This window comes from Mycobacterium sp. smrl_JER01, assembly GCF_048513595.2.
Lineage (GTDB): Bacteria > Actinomycetota > Actinomycetes > Mycobacteriales > Mycobacteriaceae > Mycobacterium.
On the sequence record NZ_JBLXXK020000001.1, the window covers coordinates 1,863,064 to 1,880,495 of the forward strand.

Consider the following 17,432-nt stretch of genomic DNA (forward strand, 5'->3'; position numbering starts at 1 on the left):
CGTGTATGCGTCTCTGGGTTGGATGGCGTTGTGCGGCAGAAAAGAATGAGGTGTGAGGCAGACCGGCCTGCTCGACAGGGATGTACCGGAAACCGGGATATGGATTCGGACGAGACACGGTACGGTCCGGTCATGAACCAGAAATACGAATCAGTAGCGGTGTCGCTAGACGGCCATGTTGCGCGGGTGACGTTGGTGGGCCCGGGAAAAGGCAACGCGATGGGACCGGCCTTCTGGTCCGAGATGCCACAGGTCTTCGCCGACCTGGACGCCGATCGCAATGTTCGGGCCATCGTCCTCACCGGTTCGGGACGAAACTTCAGTTACGGTCTGGACGTAGCGGCAATGGGTGAGACGTTCACCACCTCGCTTGCCGACGGTGCGAGCGCCCGCTCGAGAGCTCATATCCACCGCGAGGTGCTCCGTATGCAGAAGGCGATCAACGCCGTTGCCGAATGCCGAACTCCGACGATCGCGTCGGTGCACGGCTGGTGCGTCGGCGGAGCGGTAGACCTCATTTCAGCGGTTGACATTCGCTACGCCAGCGCTGATGCGAAATTCTCGGTGCGAGAGGTCAAATTGGCAATTGTCGCGGACGTCGGCAGTCTGGCGAGGTTGCCGATGATCCTCAACGACGGGCACATGCGAGAACTCGCGTTGACCGGCAAAGACATCGACGCGTACCGGGCTGAGAAGATCGGTTTGGTCAACGAGGTGTTCGCTGATGCCGACGCCACCCTGGCTGCCGCGCACGGCACCGCCTCCGAGATAGCGGCAAACCCGCCGTTGACGGTCTCGGGGATCAAGAACGTTCTCGAAGAGCAGCGCGCAGACATTATCGCGCGGAATCTTCGTTATGTGGCCGCCTGGAATGCCGCTTTCGGCCCGTCCAAGGATGTCGCAGAGGGCTTTTCAGCGATCTTTGAGAAGCGGCCACCACGGTTCACCGGCGAGTAGCAGTTCTGTGTCCGAGGGTGCGACACCCTCGGACACAGAACCTCGCTTCAGCCTGTGCCACGCTGAGCCGCGGGCCGCTCTCCTGTCATGCTGTGCGGATCAGGTTGTTCGGGTCGAGGACGAACTTGGTGGCTTCGCCTGAATCGAATTGCGCGTAGCCCTGCGGCGCGTCGTCGAGGCCGATCACGCGCGCATTGACTGCGTCCGCAATCTGGACCCGGTCATGGAGGATCGCCATCATCAGCTGCCGGTGATACTTCATGACCGGGCATTGGCCGGTCGCGAACGACAGCGATTTGGCCCATCCGGTACCGAGACTCAACGACAATGCTCCCCGCTTTGCGGCCTCGTCGCTCGCCCCTGGATCTCCGGTCACATATAGCCCCGGAATGCCGACGGAGCCTCCTGCCGCGGTAAGCTCCATCAGCGAATTGAGCACCGTGGCAGGCGCTTCCGTGTTCGCCGCAGCCCCATGCCCGCGTGCCTCGAACCCGACTGCGTCGACGGCGCAGTCCACGACCGGAACGCCGAGCAGTTCCTCGATCTGCGCCTCGGGGTCGCCCTGGGAGACATCCACCGTCTCGCATCCGAAGCTGCGAGCTTGGGCGAGCCTGTCCTCGTTCAGGTCACCCACGATCACCACCGCGGCGCCCAGGAGCTGCGCGCTGGCGGCCGCAGCCAGGCCGACGGGCCCCGCGCCCGCAATGTACACAGTCGAACCGACACCGACACCTGCCGTCACGCATCCGTGGAATCCGGTCGGGAAGATGTCCGAGAGCATTGTCAGGTCGAGAATCTTCTCCATCGCCTGGTCGTGATCGGGAAACTTCAGTAGATTCCAGTCGGCATACGGCACCATGACGTACTTGGCTTGCCCGCCGACCCAACCGCCCATATCGACATAGCCGTAGGCCGCACCGGGTCGATCGGGATTGACGTTCAGGCAGATGCCGGTCTTGCCGGCTTTACAGTTGCGACAGCGTCCGCAAGCGATGTTGAAGGGCACCGAGCACAGATCGCCGACCTTGATGTATTCGACATCACTACCGACTTCGACGACTTCACCGGTGATCTCGTGCCCGAGGACCAGACCCACCGGAGCAGTGGTGCGGCCGCGGACCATGTGCTGGTCGCTGCCGCAGATATTCGTCGACACCACTTCGAGGATGACCCCGTGCGGGCATTGGCGTCCCACACTCGCCGGGTTGACTCCCGGTCCGTCCTTGAGGGTGAACGACGGGTAGTCGATGTTGACGACATCCACCTTGCCCGCGCCGGCGTAGACGACAGCCTTGTTCTCGGACATGTCTTGTATCTCCAATCGTTGGGCTCTGCTTGCGTGCCGACGGCGCCGTCTAGGAACGGCGGGTCTGGTTCCAGGCCAGGTCCTTGTCGGCTCGCGGTTCCGCTGGGAGACCCAGCAGGCGTTCGGCGATGATGTTGCGCTGGATCTCAGACGTTCCGCCCTCGATGGAGTTCGCAAGTGTCCGCAGGTAGGCGCGACGCGGCTCGCCGCCACCGTGCACACCGGCCGCAGTGGGCTGCGTCAGGGCGTAGCTGTCGAAGAGGATGCCCTGCGGGCCCATCAAGTCGATACACAAGTCGTAGATCGCCTGATTGAGCTCGGCCATCTGCAACTTCGCCAGCGACCCTCGTGGCCCGACCGAATCGTCATTGCCGGCGCTGGTGTTCATGAGCCGGGCGGCCTCGGCCCGGCACCACAGGTCGATGAGGCGGTCGAGCGTCGCCGGCTCGACCGGACCGCTGCGAGCCGCTTCCTGATACAGCGTGACCGCCTGCGAGATGGGGCCGCTGCATCGATCTTCGTTGACGCTGCCCAGCGACGTGCGCTCATTGGCCAGCGTGGTCAGCGCCACCGCCCAACCCGCTCCGACATCACCGACCCGCATCGAGTCCGGGACACGGACATCGCTGATGAAGACCTCGTTGAATTCTGCTTCGCCCGTCATCTGGCGTATGGGACGGACATCGACGCCTGGTAGTGACATGTCGAGGATGAAGTACGTCAACCCCTTGTGCTTGGGAGCGGACGGGTCCGTGCGCGCCAACAGCAGGCCATAGCGGGCGATGTGGCCGAGGCTGGTCCACACTTTCTGGCCGTTGACGATCCATTCGTCACCATCACGAACGGCGCTGGTGGCGAGGGATGCGAGATCCGAACCGGCTCCGGGTTCGGAAAACAGTTGGCACCACACATGCTCGCCGCTGAACAGTGGCCGCAGGAGCCGGCGCTGCTCGGCAGTCCCATACTCATGCAAGGTGGGCGCGGCCATTCCCAGTCCGATGACGTTGGCGTCGCGCCAATCGCTGTAACCAGCGGCGGTGAACACGGCATCGACGGCGGCTTGTGCCGACTGCGGAGCGCTCAGCCCTCCGTCCCCGACCCTAAAATTGACGAATGCCAAGCCGGCATCGAACCGAGCTTCGCGCACGTGACGTTCGTCAGCCCCGCTGGGCTGGGCCGTGAGAAGTTGTTCAGCCATGCGGACGAGGTCGGATTGAAGCACTTCAGCCATGTGGCGTCCTTCCTGGCATTGGCGCAATCCCGACTTCCCCGAGCCTGATTCGCCGGTTATAGTCAACGCCGACCGTTAGTACGAACGTCCTAGCGGTGTCGTTTGGGATCATGCCAGAGGAGCGGGTGCGTCACAAGATGGGTCACAGGAATCCCGGTGGCATCTTGATGCGGCGCCGGCCCCAAGGCGCGCCCGAGCCGGCGCATTCCGTCGTCGATTCAGAGTTGCAGGCTGCGCAGCGCCATCTCTGTCACGATGTCGGCGAGCTGTTCCGGGTCGACTGAGCCGTGCGTCGAGTACCACTGATAGGGCCAGTTCAGCATGCCCAGTACCGTGCGAGCCTGCACGGCAGCGCAACTGTCGTCGGCGCCGGTGAGGTCGCGCCGACACTGATCGATCAGCACGCGAAGCGCGGCTTCGTATCGGTCGCGCTTGTCGATGATCGTGGCACGACGGTTGTCGGTGAGATAGCGGAATGCCTCGTAGGACACCCGGGTCTGGTGAAGGCGCTCGGTGACCAGCAACACGTGAGCCCGCAACGCGTTGTGGAGCACGTCGCGTGCGGACGTGCCGGGAGGCATCGACCACGAGGCTGCCAATTGCAAAAAGCTGTCGTGCAGGTCGGTGACGATCTCGAACAGCAGATCATCCTTGACGGCGAAGTAGTACGTCAGGTTTCCCTTGGAGATGCCGAGTCGTTCGGCGATCTCACGGACCGAAGCGCCGACATAGCCGCGTTCGGCGAACACGTTCACCGCGGCCTCGATGATGTCACCGCGTCGGGATGCGGACTTGGCCTCGCCGTCGCCGCGCCGGGATTGCCGGTCCACCCGTGCCGCCATGCCCACACGATAGCGGTCGAGATGAGAGGTGCGCCGTCCGAGCGCCCAGGACCCCCGCAGGATGGAGCGATGTGATGATCGAGGCAGACATGTCCACTGATGTGCAGGAGCGCGAGGAGCTGCGGAGTTTGCTACGCAGCTTTCTGCTGAAGTACTCGCCGGAGCCGGCGGTACGTGACGCGATGGAGAGTCGCAACGGGTACGACCCCGACGTCTGGCAGCTTTGCTGTGACGAATTGGAGCTGCCGTCGCTCATCGTGCCGACCATGTACGGCGGGATGGGCTATGGCTGGCGAGAACTCGGGATCGTGCTGCAAGAGATGGGAGCCCGTGTGCACCCTGGTCCCTTTCTGTCCACCGTGTTCGCGACGACAGCGCTGCTCCGCCTTTGTTCGGAGCAGGCTTGCACGGCACTACTGCCCGACATCGCCACGGGCGGTTCCCTGATCGCGTTCGCTGCCGCCCACCCGGAACTACCCTGGGCCGCGGGCAATGTCCTGGATTGCATTCACGCCGACGACACGGACGGTTTCAGCGTCAGCGGCACGCTGGATCTCGTCCTCGACGCACATGTCGCCGACAAGCTGATCGTCCTCACGGCTGTCCAGGGCCGAGACGTGGTATTGCTCGTGAACGCCGGAGATGAGGATGTCAACGTCACGCCGCTGTTGGGAATGGATCAGACACGCCGGTTCTCGAAGGTCGACCTGACAAACGCATCGGCACAAGAGATCACGTCTTCATCCCTTGCGGCCGATGCGGTGGGCAGGTTCTTCGCGTCGATCACCGCGGCGTTGTCCGCTGAGCAACTGGGCGGAGCTGAGGAAGCCTTCAAGATCACACTCGACTATCTGCGCACGCGCGTGCAATTCGGCAGGGCGATCGGATCGTTCCAGGCCGTCAAGCATCGCTGTGCCGATATGGCGTTGGCCATCGAGAACGCTCGCGTCGCCTGCGAATCGGCTCTGGACGCGGTGGATCGACAGTCGACCGATCTGGTGTTGCGCGCCCATGCCGCCGCGGCGCTGTGTTCGCAGGCGTACATGACCGTGGCGCGCGAGATGATGCAGTTGCACGGCGGTGTGGGCTTCACCTGGGAGCACTGCGCGCACCTATACCTCAAACGGGCCAAGACGTCTCAGGTGATGCTGGGAATCCCCGCGTTCCATCGCAGGTTGGTCGGCCGCGAACTCGGTTTGGTGGTGGGCCTGTGAATATCACCGGACATCCGACAGAGGGGTGCGGTGAAGCGCGGCAGCGGGTCGCCGTCGTAACCGGCGCAAGCAGGGGAATCGGTGCTGCGACCGCAATAAAGCTTGCGTCGCAGGGTTATCTGACAGTGCTGGCTGCGCGCTCGCAGTCGGCGCTGGAGCAGGTCAGCGAGTCGATCATCAGCGCGGGCGGTGCATGTCTCAGCGTGCCGACCGACCTGGCCGTGACCGCCGATCTGGATGCCCTGGTGGACATCGTGACAACGCGGTTCGGCCGTCTCGATGCGCTGGTGAACAATGCCGGCGTCCTTCCACCTGCCAAGCGCGCGGAGGATATCGAACCGGCGGAGTGGCGACATGCGTTCGAGGTCAACGTAACGGCGACGTGGTATCTCACGTCCCGGTTCAAACGTTTGCTCGCGTCCGATGGGCCGGGAGTGGTCGTCAATGTCACCAGCGTCGCGGCGTTCCTCCCTTCCGTGGGACTGAGCGCATACAACGCGTCGAAAGCCGCAGTCACCATGTTGACCCGGACGTTGGCGGTGGAATGGGCTCGTGATCGGATCCGAGTGGTGGGGGTCGCGCCGGGCAAGGTGAACACTGACATGGTGGGCCCCATTCTCGCCTATGGAAACCGGCGCAACATCAAGCCGAACCCGTTGGATCGTGTCGCCGATCCCACTGAAGTGGCCGACCTGATCGCCTATCTGATCGACGATCGCGCGGCGTATATCACCGGCAGCATCATCACGATCGATGGCGGCGAGACCGTCTCCGGCGGGGCCGATCTCGCGCGCTGATGGCGCCCGTCCAAGGGTTGTCCACCGTCCAGTAGCGCTGCAGCAGGCCGTGCCGCCGACTGCAGCCAAGTCGTCGCGCTCGCCTTCCCGATCCTCCGTTGCGTGCGGTTCCGGCGCTGGCCGCCGGCCGCGATGCTTGGCCACGGCGGCACTCCGAGGGAAGCTCCGCGAACCCGTCGCCGCCCGCCTAGACGCGTGGACCGCGGCGACGTGGAGATCGCGACGCTTCCGGGCTGATCTCAGCGGAGCATCGTCATGCCCACAGCCGCGATGATGCCCCCACTCACGGGTTTGTCGAACGTCGGGACGGTCTGACGGACCGCAGAGCGGCCTTCTTTGTGAGCAATGGTTGGACAGGTATTGCGTGTGTGTCCATTCGGGGGTTACATTCGGGGTGTCCCGTCGATGAGGAGGGTTGGTTTCTGTGTTTGATGTGGTGATTCGTGGTGGTCGTTGGTTCGACGGGACGGGTTCGGGGTCGGCGGTGCGTGATCTCGGTATTCGGGATGGCCGGGTGGTGGCGGTGTCGGAGTCGCCGTTGGAGGTGGGGGAGGCCTCGACGGTGATCGATGCTGGGGGTAAGTGGGTGATGCCGGGGATTATTGATATTCATACCCATTACGATGCGGAGGTTTTGGCGGCGCCGTCGTTGTCGGAGTCGGTGCGTCATGGGGTGACCACGATTTTGATGGGGTCGTGTTCGTTGTCGACGGTGCATGTGGATGCCGTCGAGGCGGCGGATCTGTTCGGTCGGGTGGAGGCGATCCCGCATGACAGTGTGGTGTCGATCGTGTCTGAGCATAAGGATTGGGATTCGGCGGGGCAGTATGCGGCGGCGTTGGAGTCGTTGCCGTTGGGTCCGAATGTGGCTGCTTTTATCGGGCATTCGGATGTGCGTACGGCGGTGATGGGGCTGGATCGGGCCACGCGTAAGGATGTGCGTCCGAGTGCGGCGGAGTTGGCGTTGATGGAGTCGATGGTCACCGAGGCCCTGGATGAGGGTTTTGTGGGGATGTCGTCGCAGCAGTTGTTGTTCGACAAGGTCGATGGGGATGTTGCGCGGTCGCGGACGTTGCCTTCGACCTATGCGCGGGCGCGGGAGTTGGCGCGGTTGCGTGGGTTGGTGCGCTCTTATGGTCGGGTGCTGCAGTCGGCTCCGGATATCACTCATCCGTGGGATGTGGTGTTGCAGGCGTTGCGGTCCTCGCGGTTGGGGCGGGGTGCGGCGTTGAAGACGAGTTTGTTGGCTGCTGCGGATGCGAAGTCGTTGCCGATGGCGTCGGCGTATTTCCGGACGTTGGCGCGGGTGGCCAACGCGTTGGGTGGGGATTTCCGGTTTCAGCATTTGCCGGTGCCGTTCGAGGTGTATGCCGATGGTATTGATCTGGTGATTTTCGAGGAGTTCGGTTCGGGTGCGGCGGCGCTGCATCTGAAGGAGGAAGTGGAGCGCAACGAACTGCTCGCCGATGAGGGTTATCGGCGGTGGTTCCGCAAGAATTACGACGCGAAGTTCGGTCCGCGGGCCTGGCATCGGGATTTCTTCGATGCTGAGATTGTGGCGTGTCCGGATGAGTCGGTGGTGGGGTTGTCGTTCGGGGCGGTGGGGCAGCGCCGCGGGGTGCATCCGGTGGATGCCTATCTGGACTTGGTGCTCGAGCACGGGAAGAAGCTGCGGTGGCGCACCACGATCTCGAATCACCGTCCGCAGGTGTTGCGGAAGTTCGCCCAGGATAAGGGCGTTCAGATGGGGTTCTCCGATGCCGGGGCGCATCTGCGCAACATGGCATTTTACAACTGTGGGTTGAGATTGTTACGCCATGTGCGGGATGCCCAGCGTCGCGGTCAACCGTTCATGAGTGTCGAACAGGCGGTGCATCGGTTGACCGGGGAGCTCGCGGATTGGTACGGCCTGGATGCCGGGCATCTGCGGGTGGGTGATTGGGCTGATGTGCTCGTCGTTGATCCCGAGCGTCTTGATCGCAGCCTTGATGACTATCACGAGGCTCCGGTGGAGGCCTATGGTGGGCTCTCGCGGATGGTCAACCGTAATGACGCCACGGTGAGCGCGGTGTTGGTCGCCGGGCAGGTGGTGTTCCGCGACGGTCAACCCACCGAGGTGTTGGGTTCTCGGCGCACGGGTAGCTTCCTGCGCGCTGACCGGCCCCGCAGCCCGCTGCCGGCCCCCGTCGCTACCGGTGGGGCAGCGTGACCAGCACCACCACACCCGAACACCTCGACCTGCGCCTGCCGCACTTACGCGTTCACGCGCTGGCCTGGGGTCCTACCGACGGGCCGCTGGCCTTGTGCTTGCACGGGTACCCCGACACCGCCTGGACGTGGCGGCACATGGGTCCTGCCCTTGCGCAGCGCGGTTATCGAGTCGTCGCGCCGTTCACCCGGGGCTACGCCCCCACCGAAATTCCGCGCGACAACGATTACCACCTCGGCGCTTTGATGTTCGATGCAATCGCGCTGCACCACGAGTTGGGCGGCAACGCTGACTCGGTGTTGATCGGACACGACTGGGGTGGTTTGGCGGCGGGCGCGTTGGCTGCGTATCCGCACTGTCCGTTCGGACGGATCGTGTCGATGGGCGTACCGCTGGTAGCCGGCATGGGTCCACAGCACAACGCCGCACAGTGGCTGGCGCTGCTTCCGGGACAGCTCCGCAGAAGCTGGTACGTCTTCGTTCAACAGATTCCGGGATTGGCTGAGCGGCAACTGCATCGAATCATTCCCACCTTGTGGCGGCAGTGGTGTCCGCCCGGATTCGACAGCCGTCAGCACCTTGCCGAAGTGTGGGACGCTCTCCCCGACGTACGGCACCGGAACGCAGCGGTATCCTATTATCGCGCCAACCTGAGACCCATACCTCCTGCTGAGCCTTACCGCTATTTGCAACGGTTTGCCGGCGGTGTGGACCCAGTCCATCCGATGCTGCTGCTTTACGCCCGCGACGACGGTGCCGTCGACCACCGACTCGCCGCGATGAGTGCGCAGAGCCTCGCACCGGGCAGCCGAGCCGAAGAGATTGCAGACGCCGGTCATTTCATGCATCTCGATCAGCCAGAAGCGGTCTTGCGGATCCTCGACGAGTACCTGTCAGAACCCCGTTCCTGATCCGGTGAAACCCCTGGCCCGAACACGACTCGACTTACGTGTGCGCGCCGGATCCGCAAACCTTTGTCGACAAGGAGCTTCTGCCAACCATGACCATGTCACCACTTCGGCCGACTTCTAGGCATCTGGGTGGGCTGCGATGACGCTGACCCGGCGGTTCAAAACCGCTTTGGCGATCACCGCATTGGGCGCCGCCTGGGTCGTCCGGCGCGGCGCTGCGGTTCGGTCTGCCCTAGGTAACGTGCCCGCGGAGTTGCGTACCCCGGCCCTGCCGTTTCTCACCCAGAATGTGACACCGAGATCGCTGCCGGTGAATCGTTTGGTGTTCAGGGTCCCTGGCAGACCCGGACCCGGTGTGCGGGTGGACAAGGCCGTCGTCCCGGGTCATCCCCCGGTGCCGGTACTCGTCACCCGGCCGACACCGACGGCGCGTAGCCCTCGCGCGGCGGTGCTGCACCTGCACGCGGGTGGCACCATCATGGGATCTCCTCAAATCGAGGCACCGCTGAGTGGCCAGCTCGCACGCGAACTGGACGCCGTCGTGATCTCACCGCGGTACCGACTGGCGCCCGAACATCCTTTTCCTGCAGCGCTCGACGACTGTATGGCGGTGCTGCGGTGGATTCACCTCAACGCCGACGAACTGGGCGTCGACCCCGGACGTGTCGCTCTTGCCGGTGCCAGCGCCGGTGGTGGACTGTCGGCAGCGGTAGCACAACGCGCCCATGACGAGGGAATCGAGGTGCGCGCTCAGGGGCTTGTTTATCCGATGCTCGACGACCGCACAACGTTACGTGGCGGTCACGGTGACCGGGGGCGGTTCGTGTGGACGCCTCAGTCCAATGTTTTTGGTTGGACGGCCTACCTGGGACGCCCGCCGCGTTTGACGGATGCACCTGAATATGCGGTGCCTGCGCGGCGCACCGACTTGGCCGGTTTGGCGCCGGCATGGGTCGGCGTGGGTGACCTCGACCTGTTCTATGACGAAGCTGTCGCCTACGCCCGGGCACTGGAAGCAGCCGGAGTGCCATGCGAACTCGTCACCGTTCCGGGGATGTATCACGGTGCCGACGTAATGGCCGCCACGGCGCCGACGATGCGGGAGTTTCGACGAGGCCTCGTGGAACACCTGCGCAAGTACCTCTGATAGTCGACGCGGCGGCGTTCGCCGATGCACACAAGAAAGTTAGGTGATTGTGGTGGATTTAGAGCTCGACGCCGTCCAGCGGGCATTTCGCGACGAGGCCCGTGACTGGCTCGCTGCGAACAATCCTCGGGAAGAGCTTCCGCCGATGGACAGCAAAGAAGGCGTGGAGGCCCATCGTGAATGGGAGAAGAAGCTTTTCGCCGCTGGCCTGGCTGCCGTCCACTGGCCGGCCGCCTACGGAGGCCGCGGGATGGACCCGTTGTGCACCGCATTGTTCTTCGAGGAGTACATCCGGGCCGGCGCGCCGGAGCGTCTCAACCGCTTGGGGCTGGCACTGGCCGGCCCGACCCTCATCGACGTAGGCAGTCAGGAACAGCAGGCACGGTGGCTCTCGCGAATCCTGTCCTGTGACGACCTCTGGTGCCAGGGGTTCAGCGAGCCCTCTGCAGGCAGCGACCTCGCGTCGGTGCGCACCCGCGGCGAGGTAGGCGAGAGCGGGATCCTGGTGAACGGCCAGAAGATCTGGACGTCTTACTCGCTGTGGGCGGACTGGATGTTCACGCTCGTTCGCACTGATCCGGACGCACCGAAACATCGCGGTCTGACATTCGTGATGATCGATATGAAAGACCCCGGCGTGGAAGTACGCCCCATCGTGCAGATCAACGGGCAGCGCGAGTTCGGCGAAGTCTTCTTGACCGACGTGGCCGTGCCGATGGAGAACGTCGTCGGCGGGATCGGCAACGGTTGGAAGGTAGCCACGCGCACCCTGAGCCATGAGAGGGGGGCCGGAACGTCGGCCGAGATCTTCGCCAGCGCATTGCGCGAAGTGGTGGACATGTTGCCCGCCCACCTGCGGTCCGACCCCAGGATCCGCGAGGAGGTCGGTGCCATCCACGAGGCGATCGAGGCGTACCGGTATATGTCGCTGCGCACCCTGTCCGAATTGGCCCGGCACAAGAACCCGGGTCCGCAGGCAGCGATGGGCAAGCTGTGTTGGTCTCAGATGCAGAACCGCATCTACGAGTTGGGTATGCGGGTGCTGGGTCCGGCGGCCGAACTCGAGGACGGCGCCGACGGCGACCAAGCCCCTCCGCTGTTCAGGGCACGGTACTGGACCTCGCGTGCTGCGTTGATCTACGCCGGCACAACGGAGATCCAGCGCAACATAATCGCCGAGCGGGTGCTCGGCCTGCCGAAGGGATGACACGATGCTGTTTGATCTGACCGACGAACAGGTCGAATTCCGTGATGCCATGCGGGCACTCGTAGAACGTCGAGTGCCTGCCGGCGCGGTCCGGGCGGCATGGGACGATCCCGAACCGCTGGTGACCAACCTTTGGTCGGAGCTGGCCGCGCTGGGTGCGCTGGGATTGGTGGTGCCCGAGGAATTCGGTGGCGCCGGGGCCTCCTATATCGAACAGGTACTCGCGCTCGAGGAGCTGGGCCGAGCCGCAGCACCTGGACCGGTGAGCGAAACAGCGGTGGTGGCGGCGGTGATCGGTCGCTACGCCGGCACGGAGATTCAACAACGTTGGCTGCCGGGAGTTTCCGGCGGGTCCGCGCTGCTGTCCGTCAGCTTGGGGGATCAGGATCTGGTCACTTATGGTGAGGTGTCCGATGCGGTACTGGTGGCCGATGGTCACGTGTTGCATCTGGTTCCCGCGCAGAGCATCAGCTGGTCCGCGGTATCTGCGCAGGATCCCACCCGATGCCTTGCCCGGGCTGCCTTCGATCTCGACGCGTCCACTGTACTGACAGAGGATCCCGAAGCGTTGCAGTACGCCAACGCTGCCGCATACGTGGGAGCTGCAGCACAGCTGGTCGGATGTGCGCAAGCGCTGCTGGACATGACTGTGTCCTACTCGATGCAGCGGGAGCAGTTCGGAAAAGTGATCGGTTCATTCCAGGCGATCAAACACAAACTCGCCGACTCCGCTGTCGCGATCGAGGCCGCACGGTCCCTCACTTGGGCGGCGGCCTATGCGCTCGCCCATGGAACAGACGATGCGCTTGCAATGTGCCATGCGGCCAAGGGGGCCGCCAGCGCTGCCGGGTCGCAGGTGAATGCCACGGCACTCCAGGTGCACGGCGGCATCGGATTCACCTGGGAGCACGATCTGCACCTCTGGCTCAAACGCTGTGCAGCGCTGGAACGTGCGCACGGGGCCTCGTATGAACACCGAGAAGAACTCGGCGCGAAGTTGATCGAGAGCCGGACGACGACCAGCGGCTGACGTTCACGATGACGGCCGAATCGCATGCCGAATCAACAGTAGTCCAGAAAGGGCGACGATCTATGGAAGCGAAGGACACGGTGCGTCTGGACGGCCGCGTCGCAATGGTGACGGGCGCGGGAGGGGGAATCGGACGGGCGATCGCTCGCGCACTTGCCGCAGCGGGTGCGTCGGTGGTGGTGAACGATCTCGGTGCGTCCGTCAGCGGTGAGGGCGCATCGGCGGGCCCGGCCGAAGAGACGGTGAACGCCATCCGTGCCGACGGTGGTTCTGCCGTCGTGGACGGCCACGACGTCAGCACCTGGGACAGCGCGCGGGACATCATCAGAACGGCCCAGGACGAATTCGGCCAATTGGACATCGTCATCAACTGCGCCGGGATCTTGCGCGACGCGATGTTCCACAAGATGTCCGGCGGTGACTGGGAGGCGGTGCTGAACACGCATCTCACCGGTGTGTTCTACGTCAGCCGCGCTGCTGCTGAGGTGTTCCGCGAACAGCGCGGCGGCAGTTTTGTCCACCTGACGAGCGTCGTCGGTCTGATCGGGACAATCGGGCAGGCCAACTATTCGGCGGCGAAGGCCGGCGTTGTCGCCCTATCCCGATCGATCGCCCTCGAGATGCAGCGCTTCGACGTCAGGTCAAACTGCATAGCCCCGTGGGCATGGAGTCGCATGGCGGGATCGGTCCCGCTCGACCCGGCCACCACTGCCAAACTCAAAACGATGACACCCGAGAAGGTGGCTCCGTTGGCGGTTTTTCTGGCATCGGATGCTGCCCGGGAAGTCACCGGCCAGGTGTTCGGGATCAGGCGAAATGAGATCTACCTCTTCGATCAGCCCCGGCCTGTGCGGTCGATGCAGAAAGACGGCGGATGGACCGCTGAACTCCTTGCAAGTGAGGCGCTTCCGGCAATGCGCTCGAGCCTGACACCACCAGAAGGCGCGCATGACGTGTTCAGTTGGGATCCGGTGTGAGTAACGCAGATGCAGGCAATGACCTGCTCAGATCTCCAGTACATTCCGGTCACCTCATGGTCGGCGCTCTCAAACGCAATGCGGACAGGCCGGTTCTGGTCCTCGGAGAGACCACACTGACCGGAGGGCAGCTTTCCGAACGGATCAGCCAGTACCTTCAGGCGTTGGAGGCACTCGGAGCCGGCAGCGGTTCCACCACCGGCCTTCTGTCCATGAATCGGCCAGAGGTGTTGATCATCAGCGGCACCGCGCAAGCCAGTGGTCACCGTCGCATCGCCCTGCATCCGTTGGGGTCGCTCGATGATCACGCATACGCGTTGAACGACGCTGAAGTCACCTCGCTGATCATCGATCCCAATCCGGCCTTCACGGAACGGGCACACGCCTTGTTGGACAGAGTGCCTTGCCTCAAGCAGATTCTGACGATCGGCCCTGTGCCCGAGCAGTTGGCCGGCGTCGCCGTCGATCTGACAGCCGATGCAGCGAGATACGCTCCTGAGCCCCTGGTTGCGGCAGAGTTGGAGCCGGACCACATTGTCGGTCTGGCTTACACCGGAGGTACGACCGGCAGACCCAAGGGCGTGATCGGGACGGCGCAGTGCGTCACCACGATGACGACCATCCAGCTGGCGGAGTGGGAATGGCCGGATCGCCCCCGCTTTCTGATGTGCACTCCGTTGTCGCACGCGGGAGCGACCTTCTTCGTACCGACGGTGGTCAAAGGCGGCGAGATGATCGTGCTGCCCACCTTCGACCCGGCAGAAGTGCTCAAGACGATCGAGGAGAAAGCTATCACGGCCACGATGCTTGTGCCGTCGATGATTTACGCCTTGATGGATCACCCCGACAGCCACACCCGGGACCTGTCTTCACTGGAAACGGTCTATTACGGCGCCTCGGCGATGAACCCGGTCCGCTTGAAGGAGGCCATCCGACGGTTCGGTCCGATCTTCGCGCAGTTCTACGGTCAGGCAGAAGCCCCCATGGTGATCAGCTACCTGGCCAAGGGTGACCACGACGACCAACGGGTGACCTCCTGCGGCAAGCCGACACTCTTTGCCCGTACCGCTTTACTCGACGGTGATGGCCAGCCGGTGCTGCGCGGCGAGGTTGGTGAGATCTGTGTATCGGGGGCGCTGCTGTCCGGAGGCTATTGGAACCTGCCCGAAGTCACGGCCGAGACGTTCCGTGATGGCTGGCTGCACACTGGTGACCTCGCCCGCGAGGATGAAGATGGCTTTTGGTACATCGTCGACCGAACCAAGGACATGATTGTCACCGGCGGGTTCAACGTGTTCCCGCGCGAGGTGGAAGATGTTGTCGCCGAGCATGCCTCGGTCGCACAAGTCTGTGTGATCGGTACTCCCGATGAGAGATGGGGCGAAGCAGTCACCGCGGTGGTGGTGTTGCGTCCCGACGTTCCGTCAGACGAGCAAGCCGTGGCCGTCCTTACTGCGGAGATTCAGGCGGCAGTCAAGGAGCGCAAGGGATCTGTGCAATCGCCCAAGCAGGTGATCATCGCCGAATCGCTTCCGATGACGGCCCTGGGGAAGCCCGACAAGAAGGCCTTACGGGCGCAGTTCTGGTCGGGTGCACCCCGCGCCGTCGGTTGACATGCGCGAATGCGGGGATGACGCACAGCGCGCTCGTGTTCGGTCGGGCGGTGGTCGAACGGTCGACCGCGTTACCCCGGAGAATGTCGAGCGTGACCGCTCATATCGCCTGCGGCATGACAAGATCGGTGACACCTGCCGGGTTCTTGCAAATCATCGCCCGGCTTGCTTCGCTGGGCGACGGCGACCGGGCACTCGCTCAGGCGCTGTCGCGGGGCGGTTTGATCGATCGGACGCTGGCGCCAGGTGGCTTGGTGTACCGGATTCTCACTGATGACGGGTTCCTGGAACGTCTTATCGCAAACGACGGCCTGATCGAGCGTCTCGTCGTGTCCGTATCGACAATCGCTGATGCGGTGCCGGTCATCGAAAGCCTCGAGGCGACGGTCAACCGCGTCGCACCCGTATTGGAGCGTCTGGAGCCGCACATTGCCCAGTTGGCCCCGGTGCTCGACAGTGCGGAGCCCTCGGTAGCCGCGCTGACACCAGCGATAACCACTATCGCCCCGGCGGTCGAGCAGCTCGCGCCCATGATCGCTCAGTTGAGTCCGGTGCTCGACAGGATCGAGCACTTCCTGAGACGCTTCGACGATTCGTCGCTGGCGTTCGCCAAAACGGTCGATCCGATCCGCGGTTGGGGAAAGCGAGTCCCTATGGTGCGTAGACGTTTTGACCGTCTCAAAGGCGACCCGGTGGTGTGAAGCTCATGTGACGGCGCGGTTTGTGTGTCGATGTCCGGGCAGCCTCTTGGGCGGAGCCTGCAGATCCGCACGAGTCACAGCGTTTTACAGGAAACCATCTACCAGAGAAATAGCCGCACTGTATCGGCGGTGGATCACGTAGCCGGGGGCCTCAGCCTGCCGAATGCCCAACGGGAACGACGCTCTGCGCAGGCGGCGAAGCGACGCCGCTGTCGTCGAAGATGTCGGGATAGGCGCGGCGAACTGCGGCGAGAAGTTCCCTGTCCGACTCGTTGAGGCCCTGTTCGGCATTGATCATCCGGCGCACAATCCGGCGGAATCGCCGATTGAGCTGTGCCGGTTGAAAACCGAACCGGGGGAGGATCTCCTCCTCCGGAGGTCCCCCGAATGGTGTCCACAGCAATACGTAGTCAACCAGGTTGCGGTCGAATTTGTTCATCAGTTTCGTCCTCTTGACGGTGGCCCCGAATGTCTTCATGTCGTGTCCTACGCTGTGGTCGAACGCATCGCGATCGAGTTCCTGCGCAGTTGCCGTGCCAATATGTCGGCGGTCGTGATCTCTGCCTGGCGGGGAAAGATCTGCTCGAAGAGAAGCTGATGCTTGGCCGTGTCGCAGTCGGATATGCAGTCGGCCAACAGGATAAGGCGATAGTCCCGGTCGGCGGCTTCGCGGACTGTGGACAACACCGCGCCACTGGTTTCCACACCTGAAATGAACAGCGTCGTCACCCCGCAGTTCGTCAGATGTATGTCGAGTTCTGTGGTCGCGAACGCGCCCAGCCGTGTCCTCCGGACGACGGCATCGTCTGGCCGTACACCGACTGCAGGGTGGATCTCGGCGCACGGAGCACCGTGCTGGAACCGCCTGTCGAGTGCAAGGGCGGAGAATTCTCGATTGGTCGGCGGGATAATCTGTCTTTCAAGGGAGTCCAAAGCAAGCGGTGAGAAGATCACCTCGCCGCAGAGTCGCCGGATGGCATCTACGGCGGCGCTGATCCTGTTGAGGGTCTGGAGGGAATCGACGTGGTCGTCGAAGTCGCTTGCCTGGCATCCTAGGACCAGAAGCGCGCACTCCCTCGGGTCGAGTTCCTGGAGCGCCGAAAAGCCTGAGTAGTGCCGGGCGGACTCGCTCTCATCCTGGTTTCGGGATGTCAGGCGAGCCGTGAGATGGCGCACCACGGACTGCATCAGCAATTGACCGGTCGGCATCTTCACTGTCCTCACTATCGGTGGTGAAGCGCTTCACCAATACGGTGATATCGTTAGTGTTCACCAAAGGATCAGCTATTG

The 17,432-nt window shown here is 63.5% G+C and carries 16 protein-coding genes; 11 read left to right on the top strand and 5 right to left on the bottom strand.

Annotation, left to right across the window (positions count from 1 at the left end; all coding sequences use genetic code 11):
- Window positions 1-132 precede the first annotated feature (132 nt).
- The gene (locus ACNUDN_RS08780) at window positions 133-957 is read left to right on the top strand and encodes a crotonase/enoyl-CoA hydratase family protein (protein ID WP_419121583.1); all 825 of its coding nucleotides are present in this window, start codon (window positions 133-135) and stop codon (window positions 955-957) included.
- Between the two features lie 85 nt (window positions 958-1,042).
- Here the strand turns inward: ACNUDN_RS08780 and fdhA are convergent, their stop codons facing one another.
- From fdhA to ACNUDN_RS08795, 3 genes are all read right to left on the bottom strand, one after another.
- Entirely contained in the window at window positions 1,043-2,263 is a 1,221-nt protein-coding gene (gene fdhA / locus ACNUDN_RS08785) for a formaldehyde dehydrogenase, glutathione-independent (RefSeq protein WP_419121584.1), read from the bottom strand.
- A gap of 49 nt (window positions 2,264-2,312) precedes the next feature.
- The gene (locus ACNUDN_RS08790; protein ID WP_419121585.1) at window positions 2,313-3,560 is read right to left on the bottom strand and encodes an acyl-CoA dehydrogenase family protein; all 1,248 of its coding nucleotides are present in this window, start codon (window positions 3,558-3,560) and stop codon (window positions 2,313-2,315) included.
- Window positions 3,561-3,712: 152 nt separating this feature from the next.
- Window positions 3,713-4,336 (bottom strand): TetR/AcrR family transcriptional regulator, encoded by a 624-nt coding sequence (locus ACNUDN_RS08795; protein ID WP_419121586.1) that lies wholly within the window; start codon window positions 4,334-4,336, stop codon window positions 3,713-3,715.
- A gap of 74 nt (window positions 4,337-4,410) precedes the next feature.
- Between ACNUDN_RS08795 and ACNUDN_RS08800 the strand changes: the two genes are divergently transcribed.
- The 10 genes from ACNUDN_RS08800 to ACNUDN_RS08845 all read left to right on the top strand — a co-directional run bounded on the left by ACNUDN_RS08800 (window position 4,411) and on the right by ACNUDN_RS08845 (window position 16,142).
- Window positions 4,411-5,550, top strand: a complete 1,140-nt coding sequence (locus ACNUDN_RS08800; protein ID WP_419121587.1) for an acyl-CoA dehydrogenase family protein — start codon at window positions 4,411-4,413, stop codon at window positions 5,548-5,550.
- On the top strand, window positions 5,547-6,347 hold the full coding sequence (locus ACNUDN_RS08805) for an SDR family NAD(P)-dependent oxidoreductase (protein ID WP_419121588.1): 801 nt from the start codon (window positions 5,547-5,549) through the stop codon (window positions 6,345-6,347). Before ACNUDN_RS08800 ends, ACNUDN_RS08805 begins: the two co-directional genes overlap by 4 nt.
- A 424-nt stretch (window positions 6,348-6,771) precedes the next feature.
- Window positions 6,772-8,556 (top strand): N-acyl-D-amino-acid deacylase family protein, encoded by a 1,785-nt coding sequence (locus tag ACNUDN_RS08810; protein WP_419121541.1) that lies wholly within the window; start codon window positions 6,772-6,774, stop codon window positions 8,554-8,556.
- On the top strand, window positions 8,553-9,467 hold the full coding sequence (locus ACNUDN_RS08815; RefSeq protein ID WP_419121589.1) for an alpha/beta fold hydrolase: 915 nt from the start codon (window positions 8,553-8,555) through the stop codon (window positions 9,465-9,467). Before ACNUDN_RS08810 ends, ACNUDN_RS08815 begins: the two co-directional genes overlap by 4 nt.
- A gap of 139 nt (window positions 9,468-9,606) precedes the next feature.
- Complete coding sequence (locus ACNUDN_RS08820; RefSeq protein ID WP_419121590.1) at window positions 9,607-10,614, top strand: alpha/beta hydrolase; 1,008 nt, start codon at window positions 9,607-9,609, stop codon at window positions 10,612-10,614.
- Between the two features lie 52 nt (window positions 10,615-10,666).
- The gene (locus tag ACNUDN_RS08825) at window positions 10,667-11,821 is read left to right on the top strand and encodes an acyl-CoA dehydrogenase family protein (RefSeq protein WP_419121591.1); all 1,155 of its coding nucleotides are present in this window, start codon (window positions 10,667-10,669) and stop codon (window positions 11,819-11,821) included.
- A gap of 4 nt (window positions 11,822-11,825) precedes the next feature.
- The gene (locus ACNUDN_RS08830) at window positions 11,826-12,851 is read left to right on the top strand and encodes an acyl-CoA dehydrogenase family protein (protein WP_431959706.1); all 1,026 of its coding nucleotides are present in this window, start codon (window positions 11,826-11,828) and stop codon (window positions 12,849-12,851) included.
- 62 nt (window positions 12,852-12,913) lie between these two features.
- A complete protein-coding gene (locus ACNUDN_RS08835) occupies window positions 12,914-13,828 on the top strand; it encodes an SDR family oxidoreductase (RefSeq protein ID WP_419121594.1) in 915 nt (304 codons plus the stop codon).
- Window positions 13,825-15,441, top strand: coding sequence for a fatty-acid--CoA ligase FadD8 (gene fadD8, locus ACNUDN_RS08840; RefSeq protein ID WP_498450150.1), 1,617 nt, complete (start codon window positions 13,825-13,827; stop codon window positions 15,439-15,441). Before ACNUDN_RS08835 ends, fadD8 begins: the two co-directional genes overlap by 4 nt.
- Window positions 15,442-15,533: 92 nt before the next feature.
- Entirely contained in the window at window positions 15,534-16,142 is a 609-nt protein-coding gene (locus ACNUDN_RS08845) for a hypothetical protein (protein ID WP_419121596.1), read from the top strand.
- Between the two features lie 151 nt (window positions 16,143-16,293).
- On the opposite strand, the gene ACNUDN_RS08850 is transcribed toward ACNUDN_RS08845, so the two are convergent.
- Entirely contained in the window at window positions 16,294-16,620 is a 327-nt protein-coding gene (locus tag ACNUDN_RS08850; RefSeq protein ID WP_419121597.1) for a hypothetical protein, read from the bottom strand.
- 8 nt (window positions 16,621-16,628) lie between these two features.
- Window positions 16,629-17,351: a cysteine hydrolase family protein gene (locus tag ACNUDN_RS08855; protein ID WP_419125074.1), complete on the bottom strand. Its 723-nt coding sequence runs from the start codon at window positions 17,349-17,351 to the stop codon at window positions 16,629-16,631.
- Between the last annotated feature and the right edge of the window lie 81 nt (window positions 17,352-17,432).